The following is an 18,719-nucleotide window of genomic DNA, read 5'->3' on the forward strand; positions in this document are numbered from 1 at the left end:
GTTTCAGTGCAGGAGCCCTACGCCCAGATCACTGTTCGTAGAACCGACGATGCAGATGAATCACGGTCGATACTACCCGAACTCGCAGGTTGAGGACTCCGGCAATATTTCGTTCGTGTAAACACTGGGCGTCACCATGGGGGTCTGCTGCAGCGAGACATCGAGAGGATCCCCTGGCTGGGCGAGGAAATCTGCGGTGAGCGTGCGACTCTCGCCGGGTGCCAGTTCGACCTTGAACTCGGCGACGGTGTGGTTCTGATCCACGGCAGTACGAGCCTGTCCACCCGCGATCCCAGCGTCGATGCCGAGCGAGATCGAGGCGTTCACGGGGTCATCAGGGCCGTCGGGGCCGTAGATGTAAACGTACGTCGCGACGTTGCCCGGGGTCACCCCGAAGTCCCCGCCGCCGGTGACGTACTTGGGCAGGGCCGTCGCCGCGTCTGCCGGAGCGGTATTGGTCAGGGTGGTCTGGACTCGGATGATCGGCCGACCGTCGGCGCGGCATGACTGCGACGTCGTAATGGTGGAGGCCGTGAGGAAGTAGTCCATCTTCGCGCCGGTCGCGTCGTTGAGATAAAGCCCTACGCCGGTCGTGTCATCGGTCGTGACGGGCAGCGGCCCGGCCAGCGACGTCTGGTCCAAGACGGCCTGCTCCTCGGGATGCGCGCTCCACAGCTTAAACCGCTGCTCTTGTCCGGCGCGCATCATGGCGTCGAGCAGCTTCTTCTGGTCGATGCTCCCCGTGGAAACACGTTCGAAGACGGCCTTCGCGACCTCGGCGAACGCGGCGTCCTGCACCTTCGGGTCTGGATACCGCTCGTAGACGCCGCTGAGCAGAAACTTCACGGCGTTGGAGGAGTCGAGTTGCTCGTTGATCCCGGTGAGCTGGATGGGGCCCGTCGCCCCGAGAAGGTAGCTCAATGCCACGGGGTCGAAGGTCATGACGCCATCGACGCTGCCCCCGAACCGATCGGTCCACATCTTCGACGCGATCTGGCCGCTGAGATCGAATTGCGGCACGAGCGTCGTGTTCTGTACGAACTGGGCTGCCTTGTCCTGGAACAAGCCTCGAGTCTCGTCCGGAAGCTGGATCACAGGTGTATCGAACTTCTTGAAGTCCCCGCTTGACGCCTGCTGAACCAGGCTCACGCTGCCGCCCTCCGTGTGAATCAGAGCCAGAGCGCTCGTGATGCCGCCGCCCGCGCGAAGCTCGGCGGGGTTCTGGAAGGCGAGCAAGTAGTTGCGCGGCCCCTCGGCGCCGAGCATCGCGGGGATGAGCTGCGTCGCATTGTCAACCCCAATGAGAACACCGCTTGCCTGATCGACCGACGTGCGGAGAAGGCTCACAGCGCTTAACACCTGTGGCAGCAGGTCATCCGTCTCGATGTCATCCACGATGTCGGCTGCGGTTCCGATGTTCTGGCGCGCTCCTGCGACCGTCTGCTGCACGTCGAGGAGCGGCTGCAGCGCAATCTTGCCGTCGACCGGTTGGAAGCTCGACAACCCAATCTGCTGAACGCTCGTCGTCAGAGGGACGACCACACCCGACGCGACAAGGTCCGTCGCTTCGGCGGCCTGACGAACGGCCCGGAGGTTGGGGCCGACCCACGGCACGAGTTCGCCCGCACGCCAGATCGGGTCGCTCGTCAGGTCTGCCGCGGCTCGAGCATGGTCGGCGAGCGCTCGGGCATCGGCTGACGCGCCGTCAGTGGAGCCGTCGACAATCTGGTCCTGAGTGCTCTTCGCGAGCGGGATCGCCGCCTCGAGGTGATCCTTAGCCAGCACGCCACGCACGCCGACCCAGACCACGCACGCGATCAGGACGGCGAAGACTCCAACTATTGACCAACCGATGATCCGCCGCGAACGCCGCAAGCGGGACTCCGATCGAGATCGCCTAGCATCGCGCCGGGACGGCACGCGATCAGTGGCCTGGTCGCCCGCCAGCTGCGCCTCGCCTTCGATGTCCCCACCCACAGACGTCATTCAATCAGCAAGAACTTCGTAGGCACCTGGCCGCGGGTGCGGCTAGGGACGCCCCATGCCCCGATAGGTCCACCCAGCGGTCCTCCAGCGCCCAGGATCGAGGCAGTTGCGACCGTCGATGATCAGCGGGTTGTCGACCTTCTCCGCGAGTGCGACAGGGTCGAGCTCTCTAAACTGCTTCCACTCGGTCAGAACCACGATGGCGTCAGCACGATTGACTGCCGTGTCGATGTTATCTGTGAAGAGGAGCTGGGGGTGTCGCTTCCGCGAGTTCTCGATCGCCTCAGGATCGGTCGCCACGACCTCCGCGCCCAGCCCATGGAGTTGAACCGCTACGTCCAACGCAGGCGAATCCCGGATGTCGTCGGAATCGGGCTTGAAGGCCAGACCCAAGACGGCGACCTTCTTCTTGTAGACCTGGCCGCCAAGCTCCTCCTTGACCAGGTCGACGACTCGTTGACGGCGTCGGAGGTTGATCGCGTCGACCTCCTTGAGGAACGCCACGGACTCGCCGCGCCCGAGCTCCTCCGCGCGAGCAGAGAAGGCCCGAATGTCCTTCGGGAGACAGCCTCCGCCGAATCCGACGCCGGCGTTGAGGAATCGGCGACCGATGCGGGCGTCGTAGCCGATCGCGTCGGCGAGGCTCGTCACATCCGCGCCGCTGACCTCCGCGATCTCCGCCATCGCGTTTATGAACGAGATCTTTGTGGCGAGGAATGCGTTCGCGGCGACCTTCACCAGTTCCGCAGTGGCGAAGTCTGTGACGACTCGGGGCGTGTCGTTCTGGAGCGCTGCGGCGTAGACCTCGTCAAGGAGAGCGGATGCCCGCTCCCCCGTTTCCCCCGCCGGCACGCCGTAGACGAGACGGTCGGGCGAGATGGTGTCCTTAACGGCAAATCCCTCTCGCAAGAACTCGGGGTTCCACGCTAGGGAGGCGGTTTGGTTGTTCGCGTAGATTCGTGCCGACAGTGCAGCGGCGGTCCCGACCGGAACGGTCGACTTTCCAACGACCAGGTCGCCGTCCTTTAGATGAGGGACGAGCGCGTCCACCGCAGCGTTCACATAGGTCAGATCGGCCGCGTACTCCCCCGGCTTCTGCGGCGTCCCGACAGCCACGAAATGAACCGTCGCGCCACCAACTGCGGCGAAGTCCGTGGAGAAGGTGAGACGTCCGCTTGCGAGCGCAGACTGCAAGATCTCGGGCAGGCCAGGCTCGAAAAAGGGAGCTCGACCCTCCGACAGTGCTGCGATCTTCGCCTCATCAATGTCGATGCCGACGACATCATGGCCCAGCTCCGCCATGGACGCCGCGTGCACTGCTCCAAGGTAGCCGCAACCGATAACCGAGATCTTCAACTCTCTCTCCAATCCATAACGAAGTCTGCCCGAGGCGCGGATCCGACTCTTGTGACCTGGCGTCGAGACCGGCATGCGGACGGAGGACCCTCATGAGCCTCAAGATTCTGTCGACTCTGCACGCTCATGTCCCTATCCCAGCTGTCGAGACATCGCGAGGCTCTGAGCCGCGGCCAATCGACGAGAAGTAGAACATGGCCAATCCAAGCTTGACCACGCTGATCAACGAGATTGCGGCCACGAGACCCGGCACACCCAGAAAAATGACTCCAGCGGCCTGACTCGCCATGTCCGCGCCCGCCAGGATCGAACGCTGAAGGTGTAGTCCCTTGGTTCCCGAGTCGATTCGCTTACCTAAGACCACTGCCTCGAGGATTTGCGATGACACCAGAGAGACGCCGACTGGAATCAGAAAAGGCAAAAGATCTGAAACGTTGACTGCGGCGAAATAAGGCAACCAGATCAGCGAGAGCAGCGCAGACACTCCAGCGCCTGAGGTGGTCAGCAGCGCCCATTGAACGAGCAAGCGGCGCAACTGGCGCACGTTCTCCCCCACCCGTGACTCCGACAGCTTGCGCACGAGGATTGGCATCAGGCCCTGCAAGAGCGAAAAAGCAGGTGCGAAGACGAGTGCATAGCTGATCCTCAGCGAGGCGGTCGCGGCGTCAGAGCTGAGCGCGAACAGCAAGATAAGTCCGAGCTGACCTGCCAGCCCGTAGTAGGCCGCTTCGAGCGCCAGCGCGGCTCCTAGATTTCCTACATGCGCAGCACGATGGGATCTCGCTCGGTTCCGCTGCCCAACGGCCACGAGCATCGCTCCCAGGGCCGCTATCACTAGGAGCACCGCTATCCAAAGGACACCAGATACGTTCTCCCAAAGCTGAGACAGGGCGAACCCCAACAGCCCCCCGACTGCATAACCGATGGATAGTCCAAGCGACTGAATGTAGCGACCCGAGACGATCAATATCTGCCGCGGTGAATCTGAGGCAACCATCACCGCTGCTAGAGCGGCCAACTCCACCGCCTGTCCTATCGCAGAGCCGCTCAGCGACAGCCAGACATACATGACCGCGCCAGTGGCGAGAGAGAACACGGCAGTCGATGCATACACGCGTCGAATCGACACGGACTCCGTGGATGTAACACCGACAGAGGCCCCAGCAACCACACCTGACGTTAAGGCAAACGAACGGTTCATCGCGATAGCGATGAATGCGACGGCGGTTGCAACCGCAAGCGCGGCGAATCCCGCCGTGTTCAGACTGGCGAGCGCGGCGGAGTTGAACAAGAAGAACGCAGCCGACCAGCCGACCTGGTCAGCGATCCTTGTCGCAGAAGAGAGCCGTCTCAAAGCCTAGTTCTTCTCTCCACGGCGCTTGATCGCTTCATCGAGGACTTGATCGATCATGTCGCGAATTCGACCTTCACTCCACCCCGAGAACGGACGTCGGCGCATCGACGCGGCAGAGCGAACCGCGTGAGCGATGCCCTCGGTACTAAGGTCACTCGAGTTCAGCGACACGCCGTTTCCGCCTGAAAGCCGAAGGATCGCGCTTGAGCCGGTCCCTTCGAGACACACGACGGGTGTTCCAGCACTCGTGGCTTCGCCAACGATTCCCGGCGCCCCCTCCCGCGCCGAAAGGTGCACGAACACATCCGCGGTCGACAGCAGTTTCATCAAGTCCCCACGCGGAATTTTCCCCAGGAATGTAACCCGTCCGTCTACCCCAAGCGTCTTAGCGAGACCCGGAAGATAGTTTCGGGTGCCAGGAAGGGGAGCACCCGCCAACAACAACCGAGAATTTGAGAGTTCAGGAGACCTCATCGCCGCGAGGGCGAGAGCGAAACGCTTTCTGGACGTCAGATGACCCGCGGACACGATTCGAAGCGGACGATTCTCATCATGATCCTCAGAGTCCCGGTCGGCTTCGCCGAGGTCGACTTCATCGACCAGGCGGCTAGGCAGAACCACGTTTGGAAAGACTACGGTGCGCACGGACCCTGAAAGCTTCAGCGCTACGTCGTCTGTTTGAGCCAGCACCAGGTCGACACGGCGGGATATCCACCTCGCAATGATCGGCGAGACCTGATCCCGGATTACCTGTTTGACTGCGTCGGAAAACCAACCCGGCTCACGCGGTTCTCGAACGAATGCCCTCCAGTTTCCGGAAGAACCCACCGGCCCCCAAACGCGAAAGGTATCGCGTCCCAAGGAGGACACCGCCGTGGGGAGAATTTCGGAAGCGAATGTCACGTGCCAGCCGAGAATAGCGCGGCCTCTACGTCGAAGAGCTGCTAGCTTGCGACGAACAAGTCCGGTCCATACGACGTACTCAATACGAGTTAGTTTCGGGTGGAGGAGAAACCGCAGACCCCGAGGTACGTCCACTGGCACCACTGTCACTGTGTCCGTCAGACTAAGACTCCTCAACTCGGGAATCGTCGCTTCCGCGGATCGGACGTTCATGTAAGCGACAACTCTGAGACTAGAATCGCGAGCCGCCTCCGCGATATGCCTCAAGAACATCCAACCGATTCCCGCTTCGCTACTCATCTGCGGGTGACATGCGAATGCACAGATCACGATGTCGGCATCTGACATCTCGGCCCCTCTCATGTCCGATACCCCAGCGCGGGTGTGCTCGCGAGAATGGCCTTCTTATCCGTGGCCTTCATGGGGTCTCGATCAAGAGCCCGGCCATGAATACTCAGCCCGATCGCCACCCAGGCGAATTGAAACCAGATGATGTTGGTAGCTGTTGAGCACAGAAGAACGGCGGCGATCGTCACGGCGGAGCGACCGGGTAGTGCGGCAGACCGAATAGTGATTATCAGCAGCACCACGAACAGCAGTGCTGCGATTACGCCGCCGTCGTACAGAAGCGCCAACCAAACATTTCCGAGGTACTCAGCATATTGATTTGTTGCATCGATGGGATGGAATTGGGAGTACGAATTCATCCCTGAACCCACTAGCCATCTCGGCCAAGTAACGATCTCGGCCCAAGCGGTGTCGTAGATGTTAACCCTGTAGGCGCCCGTCCCAGTGTCAAAACTCATAAGGTTGTTCAACCTCCAAGCAAGACTGTCCGGCGGACTCCCGGCTGCGATCACGCCAATGACGGCGGGTGTGGTGGCCGCGAGGACGAGCAGTACCGAAGAGATCAAGAGTGACCACATGCTTCGTCGGAAGTGGCTCCCCAACATGGCAGCCAGAAGGACCGCGCCAGCAAGCCATGCCGAACGAGTGCCCGCAAGAAGCACCGCGAGGACCATCACGATTAGGAGTGCCCGTTCCCATCGAGACGGCCGCACCCGCACACACCACACGACCGCAAGCCACGAAACGACCTGCGCGGCGAAAATGTTCGTCTCGATGGAGAACCCGATCAGCCTCATATCGGGGCCCACGCCCATCGTCCCGGGCGGGACTACTCCGACGAGTGCCCCCACAAAGCCGGTCAGGCTGACGAGGCAGATGGCCCCGACAACAACGTTGCCAATGCGGATGAAGCGGGGGTCTATCGCTCGCTGGTGCGCAATCATCAGAAACGCGACCACGGACATGGAAAACTGAATCCAAATCCACAGGCTCTTATCCGACTCGGGTGCGCGCAACACGCTGGCCAAGAAGAGTGACAGTAAGAGTAAGAGCGCTACCACCACCGCCCCGCCCCCGACCCGCGCCGGCTGGCTCAGCCTGGAGCTTGGCGAGTTCTTCCTCAGCGCAAGTAACAAAAGAAGAAGGCCGACTATCTCAGGTTTGATCGAGACTCCGCCGGCAACCACGATCAGGCCGTTGACGTTGATCGCAATGAGATAGGCCGCCCAGGCAAACAGAGGCCACCGCAGCGCTGCCGCGAAGACGCCGCCGAGAAGCAACAGGGCGATCGGGACGGTAACTCCACCCCAAAAGATGGCGGCGATCACGAGCGCGCCGACGACGACGACAATGCCAAGAAGGTATGACCGAGGCAGAATTTGGTTCACTTTGGTCGCCAATCTGAAACTGCAAGTCGCAGCCCATCGGCGTAAGCGTGAGCGACGCTTTGGGGCCCAAACCGGGCTCTAGCCTTCAGCTGCGCTAATCGCCGACCGTAGTAGATTTCCTCTACGAGATCACGGTCCGCAAGGAGGCCTTCTAGACTCGCGAAGTCGTCGAGAATCCGACCCCACCCCAGATCCCGGATGACTTCCGCCGGACCTAAACGGCCGATTGCAACTGGATAGGCCCCGTAAACTGCCGCTTCCGCAGCCGTCCTGCCAAAGGCCTCGTGTACTGAACAGTTCACAACTATATCGGTCCTGCTGTAAATCTTTTCCAGCTCCGAGGTTCGGTTGATCACCTGCACGTTCCCCGAGCGCGCAGCGGCCAACTTGCGAATTTCGGCTTCGTAGGCCGTGCGCTTCTCTGGGCTTGCTTCACCGCCGACGACGGTTAGTCTCGCACCGATGCGAGCCCAATCGACAGCAGTGATTAGTTCGCGAACTCTCTTGTGCTCAGCGATCTGTCCAACTATGGCGACAGACGGGCCGGGTCTGTCTCGATCGGCTGGATGACGCTCCTGCGAGGCTTCGTCGATGTCCGGAAGGGCGACAGGTCGCGGCACCACACTCAGCCTCAAGCCCTGCCGGTCAATGCCATTCTGCTCGAGAACTGAGAAGGTCGGAGCGAAACATCTAGATGCCTGCCGCATCAATAGGCCAAGCAGTCGTGTGCGAAAACCGGCGCGGAAAGTCTCATGTAGATCGAAGGCGTGCGGTCTGCGAGCCAATCTCGAAGCCAGCTGCGCTTCGGGCAGTTGCCACGAGCTGAAAGTAAGGACCAGATCGTGCTGCCGCATCAGCGAAATCAAGTTGCGCTGGCCTAACAGGCGCTGGATTGTCCGTTGACGTGCGCCATTCCCAGAAACCCGACCTGCCGGGGAGCGGATCAGGAACTCATGCTCCACAAAGTGCAAGCCATGCGTTGCCAAGTGAGGAGCGAAAGGCGAACCGCTCGAGATCACGACCGTGGACTCGACGCCCACTCTTTCCATGCTCTTCAGAAGCTGAATCAGAGTGGCTTCCGCACCCCAGGCTGCAGGAGACTCCGAAACCACGAGGAGTCTCATACGTCGAGCCGGTTCCGAATGACTCGTGCTGGCGCACCTGCTACGACGGAGAATGGAGGAATCTCTCCTCGCACGACCGAACCAGCCGCCACCACAACACCATCTCCCACGATTGCGCCACCCAGCACAACAGAGTTCGCGCCGATCCACACGTCGTTGCCGATGGTCGTGGGCAGCCTCGATTCCCCTTGCTCTCGAATCGGGCGTGCAACGTCGTTGAAGTTGTGGTTCTCGGAGACAACGCAGACGTTTGGCCCCAATAAACAGTCCTGGCCGATAGCGATGCCGCCTTGTCCGAGAATCACATTGTAGGCACCGATCGCGGTACGCTCACCGATGCGGATTCCGACTCCGAGATGCCGGAGTACGCCGGATGCTCGCAGAATGGCACCGGTATCGATCGTTACGCTGTCCCCGAAATAGATTCCTTGCTTCGAAAGAGCATCGATCTGCACTCGGTCGCCGATCGAGACTCCCCTTCCAAGCCAAATTTGCTTCTTACCTCGAGTGACGACGTCACGCCCAAGGTATGAACCGCGCAGGTCGTGCAACAAGCCGCGAGCCCTCTCGAGGGCCTTCCTGCGGATGAAGCGTAGAGCCTCCGACGTGGGGAGTTCCGGATCCAATCCGTCATCCAGTGCTCGCTCTCGGGCATAAAGCGAGTCGATTCGGCCTCTAATGAAGGTGTTCACGGCTCTCCTCCAATATTGCGGTTCGCATACGTGCGCAGACCTCGTTCCACCCCGGCTGGTGGACAGGTGTCGGAGCCGCGGACATAGCTCGACTGATTGATGTAGCCATCGCAACAGGATCTGTAGGGTCGAAGAACGACGACTCGGGCGCCAGTTCCTTGAACGCGCCGATCTCACTCAGGGCCAGCCGAGCTCCTTCAGATGCTGCCTCCAGAATGGGGAGTCCAAAACCCTCGTCGAGGGACGGGAAAACAAAAGCCGCGCAGTGCGCGTAGAGCCACTTGAGTTCTCCATCAGAAACACCACCAAGCCATGTGACATGGCGTGCTTCTTCGTCGCGCGACTCGGTCCTGCCGTTGCGCTCACCGACTACGACGAGCGGCAGGGCTGTGCCGCCCTGGTAGGCCGGCGACGTCGCGCGGACGAGCATCTCGAGGTTCTTCCGCGCATTGAGCCGACCGACCGCGAGGACAAAACGTGGAGGAATTTCTGCCCCGGGTTTTGATGATGGCGCGAGCTTGAACTCGGCGGGAAGCGCAAGCCCCACGTCGTGAACCTTCCGCTTCGAGATTTTCTCTATTCTCAGCGCCTCGGCCCGAGATGACGTGAACACGACATCCGATCGCCTTGCGAGAGGAATGACCGAACTCAGGTAAGCCCGTTCCATCCGAGTGAACCACTCTGGGTGCTCGACGAAGATCGCATCGTGCACGAGCACTGCAGTCACCGCACGTGAACGGCGCAGAGCAGCGAAGTTCTGAGTGATTATGGCGTCGTAACTCCCCCCCATAGCGATGCAACTCAACTGGTGGTTCGGCAGTCGCGTGGGCACTGCAGTGACGTTGGACCGCGCGCTCAGCTCGTTGGAAACAGATGCAAGATGTTCTTTCGGCACGCGGACATTTATTACGTCCTGCGGGAAGGACTCACTCCACTGCTTGACCAGGGAACGCAGCACGTGCCTGCCCGAGGGGGGGCCGGTCATCCACCAGAAGCCGTCAAAGAGCAGCTTCATCGCCGGGACCGGTCTACTAGGCCCGTGAGCGCTCGGTCATAGGCGCCACACACGAGTTCCCAGGTGTATTGCCGCTGTGCCCGCTCGATCGCTAGGGCGCGCAGGCGCTTCTGAAGCGCCTGCGATTCAACTATCTGCAATACAGACTCTTCAAGCGATGCTGCATCAGACCAGTACGAGGCCCCTGCTCCCATTACCTCACGGTTGAACGGCGTGTCTCTTGCCGTTGTCGGGGCTCCAAGCGCCATGGCCTGAACGAGAGCGGGATTAGTACCGCCAACGCTATGACCATGGACGTAGACGCCAGCGTTCTGCCAGAGACTATGTAGTAAACCGTCATCTTTGACATGGCCGAGCCAGTGGAAATTCGAGTACTCGCTGTCCAGCGACCGGGCGCGATCTTCAAGTTCTCCGCCGTAGCCGCTCGATCCAACAAGGACAACCGGTACGTGCACAGGAAGACGAGGGACGGTCGCGAGAATCTCTGGAATGCTGTTCTCCGGCACCAATCTGGCCACGATAAGGACGTATCCGCCGGCCGTTAAGCCGAGCGGCGGAGACGATGAAGCGTTCGCTGGCGACCCGCCATAGGGAATAAATGTGCCGTTGCGACCCCATCTGCTCAGCCACCGCTCGCCGATGACCTCGGAGTCAACGACGATCTCGTCTGCCCATCTCGCGGTCAGTGCAGCTCCCCCGAGAAACACCTTCTTTGCGACCCGACCCCATTTCTCTCGCTCCCACTCCATCCCGTCGACGTTGACCAAGGTCGGTATGCCTCGCGCGCGAAGGAACGGCAAGAAGTACCCGTTGGCAACGTTCATGACGAGCACCACATCGTGTCGGCGCCGCCGCGCCAAGTCGAAAGACCCCGTGAAGCCATAAGAGATCGTGCTCAGCGACTTCGACTCGATACCGCGAGTACTCACCACCTCAATCCGCGGATCCGCCTCGTCATCAGATGCACCGCGGGATCCGGGTCGACCGTAAACCGTGACGGACCATCCGTGATCCGCGAGGTAGGGAGCCAGGTGGCGCACTGCAGTCTCGAATCCCCCGTAGAAGCTGGGGTATCCACGTGTGCCAAGGATCGCGACGCTTTTGGCTTCATTCATCATGCGTTAGACCTATGCCTCGTGTCAGGACGGTCGACTCTTTCGCCGACCTTTCTTGCTGGCGATCCAGCCCATATCTCCCAAGCACCGGTCGATCTCGTCAGTACCGAGTTCGCGCCGACTACTGTGCCTTCGCCGACCGTGATCGCCTCAGCCCCGAACAGCACGACGCTTCCTGGACACAAGACGGCCCAGTTTCCGATTTCAACACCTGAGGTCTCTGTGACCGGGTCACGCACCCACGAGTTCGATCTCGCGATTGTCACTCGATGGTAGAACGTCACGTTCTCACCCACTCGAGTGTTCGGACTTAGCACGGTTCCATGCCCACGATGGACGAAGCGCGTTGAACTGGGTATGTCGATCTGTCTCGGAACTTCAATTCCCATCAAACCGAGAACCTGTTCGAACAGCCTGCCCAGGAGCGGGACTCGGCGTCGCATAATTAGCCAAAGGACCATCGAAAGCTCACCTGTCTTTTCCCGGCTTCGTTGTGCCCACGAGCGATCATCTCAATACGCCCCATCACGAGCCAGCACCGCTCGCGCCGTCCGCCAAAGAATTATGAGGTCTCCGGTCAGCGACCAATTCTCAACGTAGTAAAGATCAAGCCTCACCGACTCATCCCACGACAAGTTGGAACGTCCACTCACCTGCCAGAGCCCGGTGATACCGGGCTTGACCAGAAACCGGCGATGCACATGCTGCTCGTACTGCTCAACTTCGCGCGCTAGGGGTGGCCTTGGCCCGATAAGGGACATCGTCCCGTTGAAGACGTTGATCAGCTGCGGGAGTTCATCGAGGCTGTAACGGCGGAGGAATGAACCAACCGTGGTGACCCGCGGGTCGTCCTTCATCTTGAACAGCACGGCGTTACCTTCTGCCCTTTCTTGATGCTGCAGTGCATTCAGCCGTTGTTCGGCATCCACGACCATCGAGCGGAACTTGAGCATCTCGAAGAGCTTGCCGTTGTGACCGACCCGCTCCTGCCGGAAGAAGACAGGACCGGCACTTCCGAGACGCACCGCTATGGCTATCGCAATGAGCACGGGCGAGAGCAAGACCAAGCCAAACGCCGACGCCACCACGTCAAAAGTCCTCTTAGCGAATCGCTTGCTGCCCTCGTATCGGGGCGTCTCAACATGGATAAGCGGAAGACCGGCGACGGGACGAGTGTGAATGCGCGGGCCGCCGATATCGACGAGGCTGGGAGCGACAACGAGGTGCTGTCGACCAGGTTCCAGCGCCCAGCTCAACTGACGTACACGATCAGGGGGAAGTTCGTCCGTACTCGTGATGATGACGGTATCCGACCGACTTGCCGTCATCCCCTGCGACACTTCGCTCAGATCACCGTAGATGGGAACTGTCGCGATGCCAGTCGCCGCGGTCCCCGTAGGAACACACGCCCCTACGACAAGATAGCCCGCCTCCGGTAAACGACTCAGTTCTCTAGCAAAGTACTCGACCGAGGCCGATGATCCCACCAGCAGAACACGAGACGTGTACTCCCCTTTCGCGCGCTGCACCCCGAGCCACTGGCGCCACATCCATCGCGAGAACACAAGCACAGCCAGCCCGAGAGGGAAGGCGATCAAGACGTATCCACGAGCGAGGTTGATCTGGAACAGAAACGCGATGATTGCTACAAGGCCAAACAGGCGAAGTGCTCCATCGGCTATGAGTCGATACTCCTGACTCCCGGTACCGATCGCTCTTGGCTCACGGGTTCCGTAAACGCTCAGCACGATCATCCACGCAATGAGGAGAATTACAGAGATCGCAGAATAACTGACCGCAAGTTCGCTCTCATCGCCCTGAAACGCCACATCTGCGGAATCGAACCCAAACCATGCGATCTGGACTCCGAAGATGACCCACGCCAAGACGAGGAAGTCCGTCACGATCAGGCGCCGCGCATACGCCTTTCGCCAGTCGACCGCGCATGTGCTCACGTTCGACGTCGTATCTCCACGCTCACCTGACATGATTGACACCCGCCGCCCCCACCGATCTCTCGAGACGCCGTCGTCTATTAGTCAACGGAGCAAGTGTGCCATAGCGCGACCGCGGCACTCCATCCCCCTTTCGACCCACAAGCAACAACCCAGCGCGCGATGGAATTTCATCTGCCCACCGGCGCCCACGACGTTCCTCCAGTCTCCGAGAGGAGAAAATCGGCTCCCGACCAGTAGAAGACTGAATTCGCCATCAAGTCCACGGTGGCGTTCGTACGCCGGGCGGCGAGGCACGAGAGATCTGTCGACGCACCGGAGTCGATGTCGATGCTGCGGACGAGTACGCCTGTGCAGGTCGGCACCGATGACACGACCAGGACGCCAGTCGCTCCGTTCGGCGCCATCGCCAAGACGTCACTGGTGTTCAGTTGGGTCCACAAAGCCGTCTTGCCGCGCACCTGTACGGAGCCGTCCGAGCACAGGACCGCGAGCGATTGAGAGACCGATCGCACCTCCCGCACGGCACAGGGCGCGGTGACATCCGCTCCCTGCACACGCAGTACGGTCGGATCAGTGGGCTGCAGGAACGTGACGGACTCTATCTGATCGGGATAGGCCTGCCAGAATTCGCCACCTGTGAAGGAGGTCACGACCGTCGGCGTGCAATCGGCAGTCGCGGCGATGACGTCGATCTGAGATTCAGACACGTAGTCGAGGCTGAGCAGCTGGCGGACGTCTGCTCCGTCGAACGCCACCGAGGTCCAGGTGACTCCGCCGTCTGTGGTGAGCTGCACGACGGGCGGTGCACCCGTGCAGCTACCCGCGGTGCCCCTAATGCCGGAGGACGCGTCAAACATGCTCAGGAACTGGGGGCTCGGATCCACCGCCCCATCGGTGCTCGTAGGGGTCGGCGCCGGGCTACTCGACGGCACCCCTGCACCCCATGTGGGGATTGGCCCCGGCAGCTCGCCTGCATCCGGGTCGGACGGCACCCGCAGCGCGAAAACCGTCAATAGCACTGCCGTTACTGCGAGCACACCGACGACCAAGGTGACGACGAGGCCGCCGGTGCTACGCGACGATCGCCAACGGCTCACTTGACCAGCGACTTCTGCTTCTTATTGAGCCTCTCGTCGCCGGTGTCCCCGTACCCGTACCCGTACCCGTACCCGTAACGGCCATAGCCGTATGAATCGGGGCCCTTGGTCGGAAGCATCGTGAGCACGATCCCGGCGAGACGGGCTCCGACGTTTTGGATCGCCTGGGTCGCGCCCCTCAGCTGACCCTTGTGCACACGCCCGGCTGCAACCATTAGCAGCACGCCGGTGGTGCTCTTGGCCAGGATCGCTGCATCCGTCACTGGCAGGAGGGGAGGAGCGTCGAAGATGACGACGTCGAAGTTGGCTTCGAGAGTGCGGATCAGCTGCGTCATCGTGGTCGAGCCGAGGAGCTCGCTCGGGTTCGGCGGGATCTTGCCCGCGGGAAGCACGTACAGGTTAGTGTCGCCCCAGCGCTGGATCACTTCGTTTGGCTGCGCGCGCCCGACAAGTATGTCCGTCAGCCCAGCGCCCCCTTCGAGACCAAGGTACTCGGCGACCTTCGGCTTGCGCAGGTCAGCATCGACGTAGATCGTGCGCTGTCCGGAGAGGGCGACGGCGATCGCGAGGTTGGCCGATGAAGTGCTCTTGCCCTCGCCTGGTACCGAGGAGCTTATGACGAAGCTGCGTGCCGTATCGCCAACGTTGAGAAACTGCAGATTCGTTCGGAGCGTCCGGAACGATTCGGCGCGCGGACTGCGGGGGTCATCCTTGACGACGAGCGGGTTCTGCGGCGTCCTCGGGTCGAACGCGATTCCACCGATGATCGGAGCCTCCGTCAGTAGCTCTACGTCACGCTCATTGCGGATGCGAGTGTCGAGCGCCTCACGGAGGACCGCGACGCCGATTCCGAGCGCGAGGCCGATGATGCCTCCGAGCGCGATGTTGAGCGGGACGTTCGGGCTGGACGGAGACCCAGGGATCGTCGCCTGTTGGAGAAGCGTGATCTTCACCGGGGCTGTGCCCTCGGCGGTCTCCGGAACGAGGTTCGTGACGGTATTGCCGAAACTCGACGCGATCGCATTCGCGATCTCCGCCGACTGACGAGCGTTGGTATCAGTCACCGTGATCTGGACGATGACGGTGTCGAGCGGAGAGGACGCTGATACCCGGCTCGCGAGGGTCTCGACGGACTCGTTCAACCCGAGGGTCGCGATGACTGGCTGCAGCACGACCGGCGTCGTGACCACATCCGCGTAGGACTTCACCTGGTTCTGCGCGAAGTTGCCGCCCTGGGTCAGGTCACTGACCGAGCCGGCTGCGGCGAGAGACACGAACACCTTCGAGGTGGACTGGTACTTCGGCGTCTGCAGGATCGAGTAGACGGCACCGATCGCGACACCGACCAGCGTCAGGGCGACGATGAAGATCCAGCCCTTGCGCAGAACGCGTATGTAGTCCCGAAGCTCCACGCGATATGCCCTTTCCCCACCCTCAGCCGCAGGGCAGAGATCACCCTCGCGTGCGTCACAATGCTCTCACACGCACCAACTGCTGGCTCGGGTTCGTGTTACCGGCAAGCAACGATTTGCTGAGGATCGCCCTCCTACGCGACGAGACGCGAAGCAGATCACGGACGAAATGCATCGACCGCAGTGCGCAGCACATGGGCCACTCGTTCGGCCGCGGGCACGAGCTGCTGCGCTGAGCGCTCGTAGGTTTCGTCGCTCCTCCTATAAGGATCGACGACATCGTCCTCGTCGGAGCTGGTGGCGACACCGGTCTGGCCCCTCCGGGAGGCCACCAGAGCGACAACCTCCGCGAGCGCAGCCTTCACCGTCAATCCCATGGACGCCGCTCGGCGGATTTCGTCGTCCGTGAGCCCCGCCGAGAGGCGTGAGAACTCTCGCAGAGTGAAGGTAACTGAGATCATCTTGGGGAGGAGCTCGACGATCTCCCTTCGATGGTTTCGCGACATGCCGAGAACGAGATCTGCTCCGCCGAGGATCGTCTCGGTCAGATACCGGGCTCGGTGGGTGCTCGGGTCACCTCCATGCCGAAGGGAGAGCGCAGCGGCCTGCTCGGGCATCAGATCGCCCTCACCGGCGTAGGTCCCGGCGCTCGAGAATTCCAGCGCAGGGAAGTCGGCGAGACGCGCGCGCAGAATTTGCTCGGCCATCGGTGAGCGGCAGATGTTCCCGGTACAGACGGTCAGAACGGAGAACTTGGCCACGAGCATCGACTCTAGGCGAACTGCGTCGTTGCGTATTGTCGGTCCTGAGCATGAGGACAGTTCGAGCCTCAAACAATCAAACCTGTTCGCGCCCCATGAAGAGGGACAACGATCCCGCGTGCTTGCCGAGGCTCTTTGGTGCCCTTGCACGTGCCTTATCCTGGACCCACGTTGATGGGGGGCTTGGCGATGTCCGATCTCATGTACCGCCCGCTAGGACGCCAGCCCGTGCTGGATGGCCTCCGCGGCGTAGCCATCATCCTTGTGCTGCTGCGACACCTTGCCCCTTCGACCTTTGGCGGGGGCGGTTTCGTTGGCGTACAGCTCTTCTTCGTACTCAGCGGGTTTCTGATCACGTCACTACTAATTGACGAGAGAATGGCCACTGGTCGGGTCAGCTTTCGGGCGTTTTACGCCAGGCGAGCACTGAGGCTTCTCCCGGCGCTTTATACTCTCCTCGCCATCTACTCGATCGCTGCGCTCGTCCTCACTGGCACAGGCGATCTTTCGAAGTGGCTTCCTTGGGTAGCCGCCGCTGCCGTCTACTTGACGCCCTTTGCCGGCCTCCTCGGAATCCCTGAAGCGCCCGGCCTAAACCCGCTGTGGACCTTGGCCGTCGAGGAAATCTTCTACGTCTTCTGGCCAATTGCACTTCTCCTTCTGCTGCGTGCGGCCTCTCGTAACGTTGCGCTGTGGGTCACCGGCGGCGCCGTCGTCGCCTTCGCCGCCGTGCGCTGGATCACCTACCTCGGGTTCGGTTCGGACATTTATGAAACGCCGACGACATGGATCGACGCTCTCCTCATCGGTTGCCTACTCGCGCAACTGTGGACCTACAAGCTGCTCCCACATCTCAGAGGCCTTTGGGTTCTTCCTTTTGCCGCTGTAATTCTCATTGCCGTCACCCTGTGGAGCGGAGCGAAGGAACACGCATTCACATACGGTCCTCTCCTGACTGTGCTGGCAGCGGTCGGGGCAGTCTCGATCTGGTCCGCGACGGATCAGTCGGCTGGGCTCGCGCGCCTCCTACGGACACGAGTACTGCGCTGGTTTGGAACTCGCTCTTACGGTCTCTACCTGTGGAACGGGGTGTTTCTCCTGCAGGAACCGGTTCGGGGAAACTTCCTCACGCTCGGCGGGGCACTGATCGCTTCGCTGGTGTTGGCCGAATTGTCCTACCGATTCGTGGAGAGACCAGCCTTGAGACTGAAGCGGCGCTTCGAACGCGACCGCACCCAGCCGCAGCGTCAACGTTGAGGCGCCTGATCGTCCGTTGAGAATGCAACACGGGTCACGGTCTGTCGCGAGCGTCCTCCCTCTCTTGTGGTGGAAGAAGCGCCTGGGCCGGTGTGCGAGTGCGATATCCCGAGTGGTGGCAGTCGTAGCACCCCGCGGTCCGTGTCCGCCACGACATCAGCGCAGGCAAACTGCTTCCCGGGGGAGGCGATGTCGACGTCCTCTTGTTGATCACAACCGTTCTCGTCTAAAGGCGTCCGCGGCCCGTACGGACAAATCACTTTGGGTTTGAACGGTCGACCCGTGAAGTGGGGGTTCTGCCCGGGAGATGCGGGTCCCCTAGATTGATGACGTGCCGTCAGCGTGACGCCGTGTTCTCCGAACCGGCGGTCCCAGGCGGCGCTTCGCTCCCGGGCGGCGGGCCCCACCCAGCTGCCCGGGAGCAACAGCGATGTCGCATCTTCTGCTTGGCGTGCATCCGGGAGTCGACCGCACGACCTGTGCCACGAATGGGGACGAGAGGCCTCGCGGGGTGCCGCCGTAACCTGAAGCACGTCTGCGCAACGGGGCTTCCCGCCTGTCGCGACGATGCCTGCCCCATCCCTGCGGCGTCCATCAGACGCCGCAGGGGTTACCCCGGTCTCGCGTCGTGCGTCGCGCATCCGCGTGTCGCACGTCGGCGAGCTGGCCGAACGCGAAGGGACCTCCCCCATGTCCGACTCCGTCACCCGGTACGGGCGGCACAAGTTCGGGAGTGACACCGCGATGCCCGCCATCCGCGAGGTGTACGCCGGGGTGGGCGGGTGGAAGGACTTCCGCGGGGCGGGGCTGCGACTCAACCGCAGCACGGCGACCGAGCTGCGCGCGGAGGGCATCACGATGGTGCGTGTGAAATGGCGGCTCAAGACGATCGAGATCAGCCTCATCCGCTACCTCGACCGGTAGGGGCGCGACCCGCGTCTGCCTGCATCTCC

15 protein-coding genes are annotated in these 18,719 nt (G+C 61.5%); 2 read left to right on the forward strand and 13 right to left on the reverse strand.

The features are described 5' to 3' along the window. Window positions 1-72: 72 nt before the first annotated feature. The 13 genes from ACFJGV_RS06280 to ACFJGV_RS06340 form a co-directional block, all read right to left on the reverse strand. On the reverse strand, window positions 73-1,977 hold the full coding sequence (locus ACFJGV_RS06280) for a DUF4012 domain-containing protein (RefSeq protein ID WP_378147682.1): 1,905 nt from the start codon (window positions 1,975-1,977) through the stop codon (window positions 73-75). 51 nt (window positions 1,978-2,028) lie between these two features. Next, window positions 2,029-3,342, reverse strand: a complete 1,314-nt coding sequence (locus tag ACFJGV_RS06285) for a UDP-glucose dehydrogenase family protein (RefSeq protein WP_378148646.1) — start codon at window positions 3,340-3,342, stop codon at window positions 2,029-2,031. A gap of 124 nt (window positions 3,343-3,466) precedes the next feature. Further along, window positions 3,467-4,696: a hypothetical protein gene (locus ACFJGV_RS06290; protein ID WP_378147683.1), complete on the reverse strand. Its 1,230-nt coding sequence runs from the start codon at window positions 4,694-4,696 to the stop codon at window positions 3,467-3,469. Between the two features lie 3 nt (window positions 4,697-4,699). Next, window positions 4,700-5,599, reverse strand: a complete 900-nt coding sequence (locus tag ACFJGV_RS06295; RefSeq protein WP_378147684.1) for a glycosyltransferase family 4 protein — start codon at window positions 5,597-5,599, stop codon at window positions 4,700-4,702. Between the two features lie 359 nt (window positions 5,600-5,958). Continuing rightward, complete coding sequence (locus ACFJGV_RS06300) at window positions 5,959-7,347, reverse strand: O-antigen ligase family protein (RefSeq protein WP_378147686.1); 1,389 nt, start codon at window positions 7,345-7,347, stop codon at window positions 5,959-5,961. Then, window positions 7,332-8,447, reverse strand: coding sequence for a glycosyltransferase family 4 protein (locus ACFJGV_RS06305; protein WP_378147688.1), 1,116 nt, complete (start codon window positions 8,445-8,447; stop codon window positions 7,332-7,334). The genes ACFJGV_RS06300 and ACFJGV_RS06305 overlap by 16 nt, the downstream gene beginning before the upstream one ends. Before the next feature lie 8 nt (window positions 8,448-8,455). Continuing rightward, window positions 8,456-9,151: a DapH/DapD/GlmU-related protein gene (locus ACFJGV_RS06310; RefSeq protein ID WP_378147689.1), complete on the reverse strand. Its 696-nt coding sequence runs from the start codon at window positions 9,149-9,151 to the stop codon at window positions 8,456-8,458. After that, window positions 9,135-10,166, reverse strand: coding sequence for a glycosyltransferase family 4 protein (locus tag ACFJGV_RS06315; protein WP_378147691.1), 1,032 nt, complete (start codon window positions 10,164-10,166; stop codon window positions 9,135-9,137). Before ACFJGV_RS06315 ends, ACFJGV_RS06310 begins: the two co-directional genes overlap by 17 nt. Next, on the reverse strand, window positions 10,163-11,284 hold the full coding sequence (locus tag ACFJGV_RS06320; RefSeq protein WP_378147692.1) for a glycosyltransferase: 1,122 nt from the start codon (window positions 11,282-11,284) through the stop codon (window positions 10,163-10,165). The genes ACFJGV_RS06315 and ACFJGV_RS06320 overlap by 4 nt, the downstream gene beginning before the upstream one ends. 509 nt (window positions 11,285-11,793) lie before the next feature. Beyond that, window positions 11,794-13,269, reverse strand: a complete 1,476-nt coding sequence (locus ACFJGV_RS06325) for a sugar transferase (protein ID WP_378148647.1) — start codon at window positions 13,267-13,269, stop codon at window positions 11,794-11,796. Between the two features lie 137 nt (window positions 13,270-13,406). Beyond that, a complete protein-coding gene (locus ACFJGV_RS06330; protein ID WP_378147693.1) occupies window positions 13,407-14,033 on the reverse strand; it encodes a hypothetical protein in 627 nt (208 codons plus the stop codon). 299 nt (window positions 14,034-14,332) lie between these two features. Then, window positions 14,333-15,748, reverse strand: coding sequence for a polysaccharide biosynthesis tyrosine autokinase (locus tag ACFJGV_RS06335; protein ID WP_378147694.1), 1,416 nt, complete (start codon window positions 15,746-15,748; stop codon window positions 14,333-14,335). Window positions 15,749-15,906: 158 nt separating this feature from the next. After that, window positions 15,907-16,509: a low molecular weight phosphatase family protein gene (locus ACFJGV_RS06340; protein ID WP_378147696.1), complete on the reverse strand. Its 603-nt coding sequence runs from the start codon at window positions 16,507-16,509 to the stop codon at window positions 15,907-15,909. A gap of 189 nt (window positions 16,510-16,698) precedes the next feature. Here ACFJGV_RS06340 and ACFJGV_RS06345 point away from each other — a divergent pair, with 189 nt between their 5' ends. Continuing rightward, window positions 16,699-17,766, forward strand: coding sequence for an acyltransferase family protein (locus ACFJGV_RS06345; protein ID WP_378147698.1), 1,068 nt, complete (start codon window positions 16,699-16,701; stop codon window positions 17,764-17,766). Window positions 17,767-18,456: 690 nt separating this feature from the next. Beyond that, the gene (locus tag ACFJGV_RS06350) at window positions 18,457-18,690 is read left to right on the forward strand and encodes a hypothetical protein (protein ID WP_378147699.1); all 234 of its coding nucleotides are present in this window, start codon (window positions 18,457-18,459) and stop codon (window positions 18,688-18,690) included. Window positions 18,691-18,719: the final 29 nt, after the last annotated feature.

Source organism: Cnuibacter sp. UC19_7 (genome assembly GCF_042699995.1).
In the GTDB taxonomy this organism is placed as follows: domain Bacteria; phylum Actinomycetota; class Actinomycetes; order Actinomycetales; family Microbacteriaceae; genus Cnuibacter.

Bases quoted from the DNA above. Each gene is read 5' to 3' on its own strand.
- ACFJGV_RS06320 (WP_378147692.1), bottom strand. From the start codon at position 11,284: ATGATGAATGAAGCCAAAAGCGTCGCGATCCTTGGCACACGTGGATAC.
- ACFJGV_RS06315 (WP_378147691.1), bottom strand. From the start codon at position 10,166: ATGAAGCTGCTCTTTGACGGCTTCTGGTGGATGACCGGCCCCCCCTCG.
- ACFJGV_RS06345 (WP_378147698.1), top strand. From the start codon at position 16,699: ATGTCCGATCTCATGTACCGCCCGCTAGGACGCCAGCCCGTGCTGGAT.
- ACFJGV_RS06350 (WP_378147699.1), top strand. From the start codon at position 18,457: ATGTCCGACTCCGTCACCCGGTACGGGCGGCACAAGTTCGGGAGTGAC.
- ACFJGV_RS06325 (WP_378148647.1), bottom strand. From the start codon at position 13,269: ATGTCAGGTGAGCGTGGAGATACGACGTCGAACGTGAGCACATGCGCG.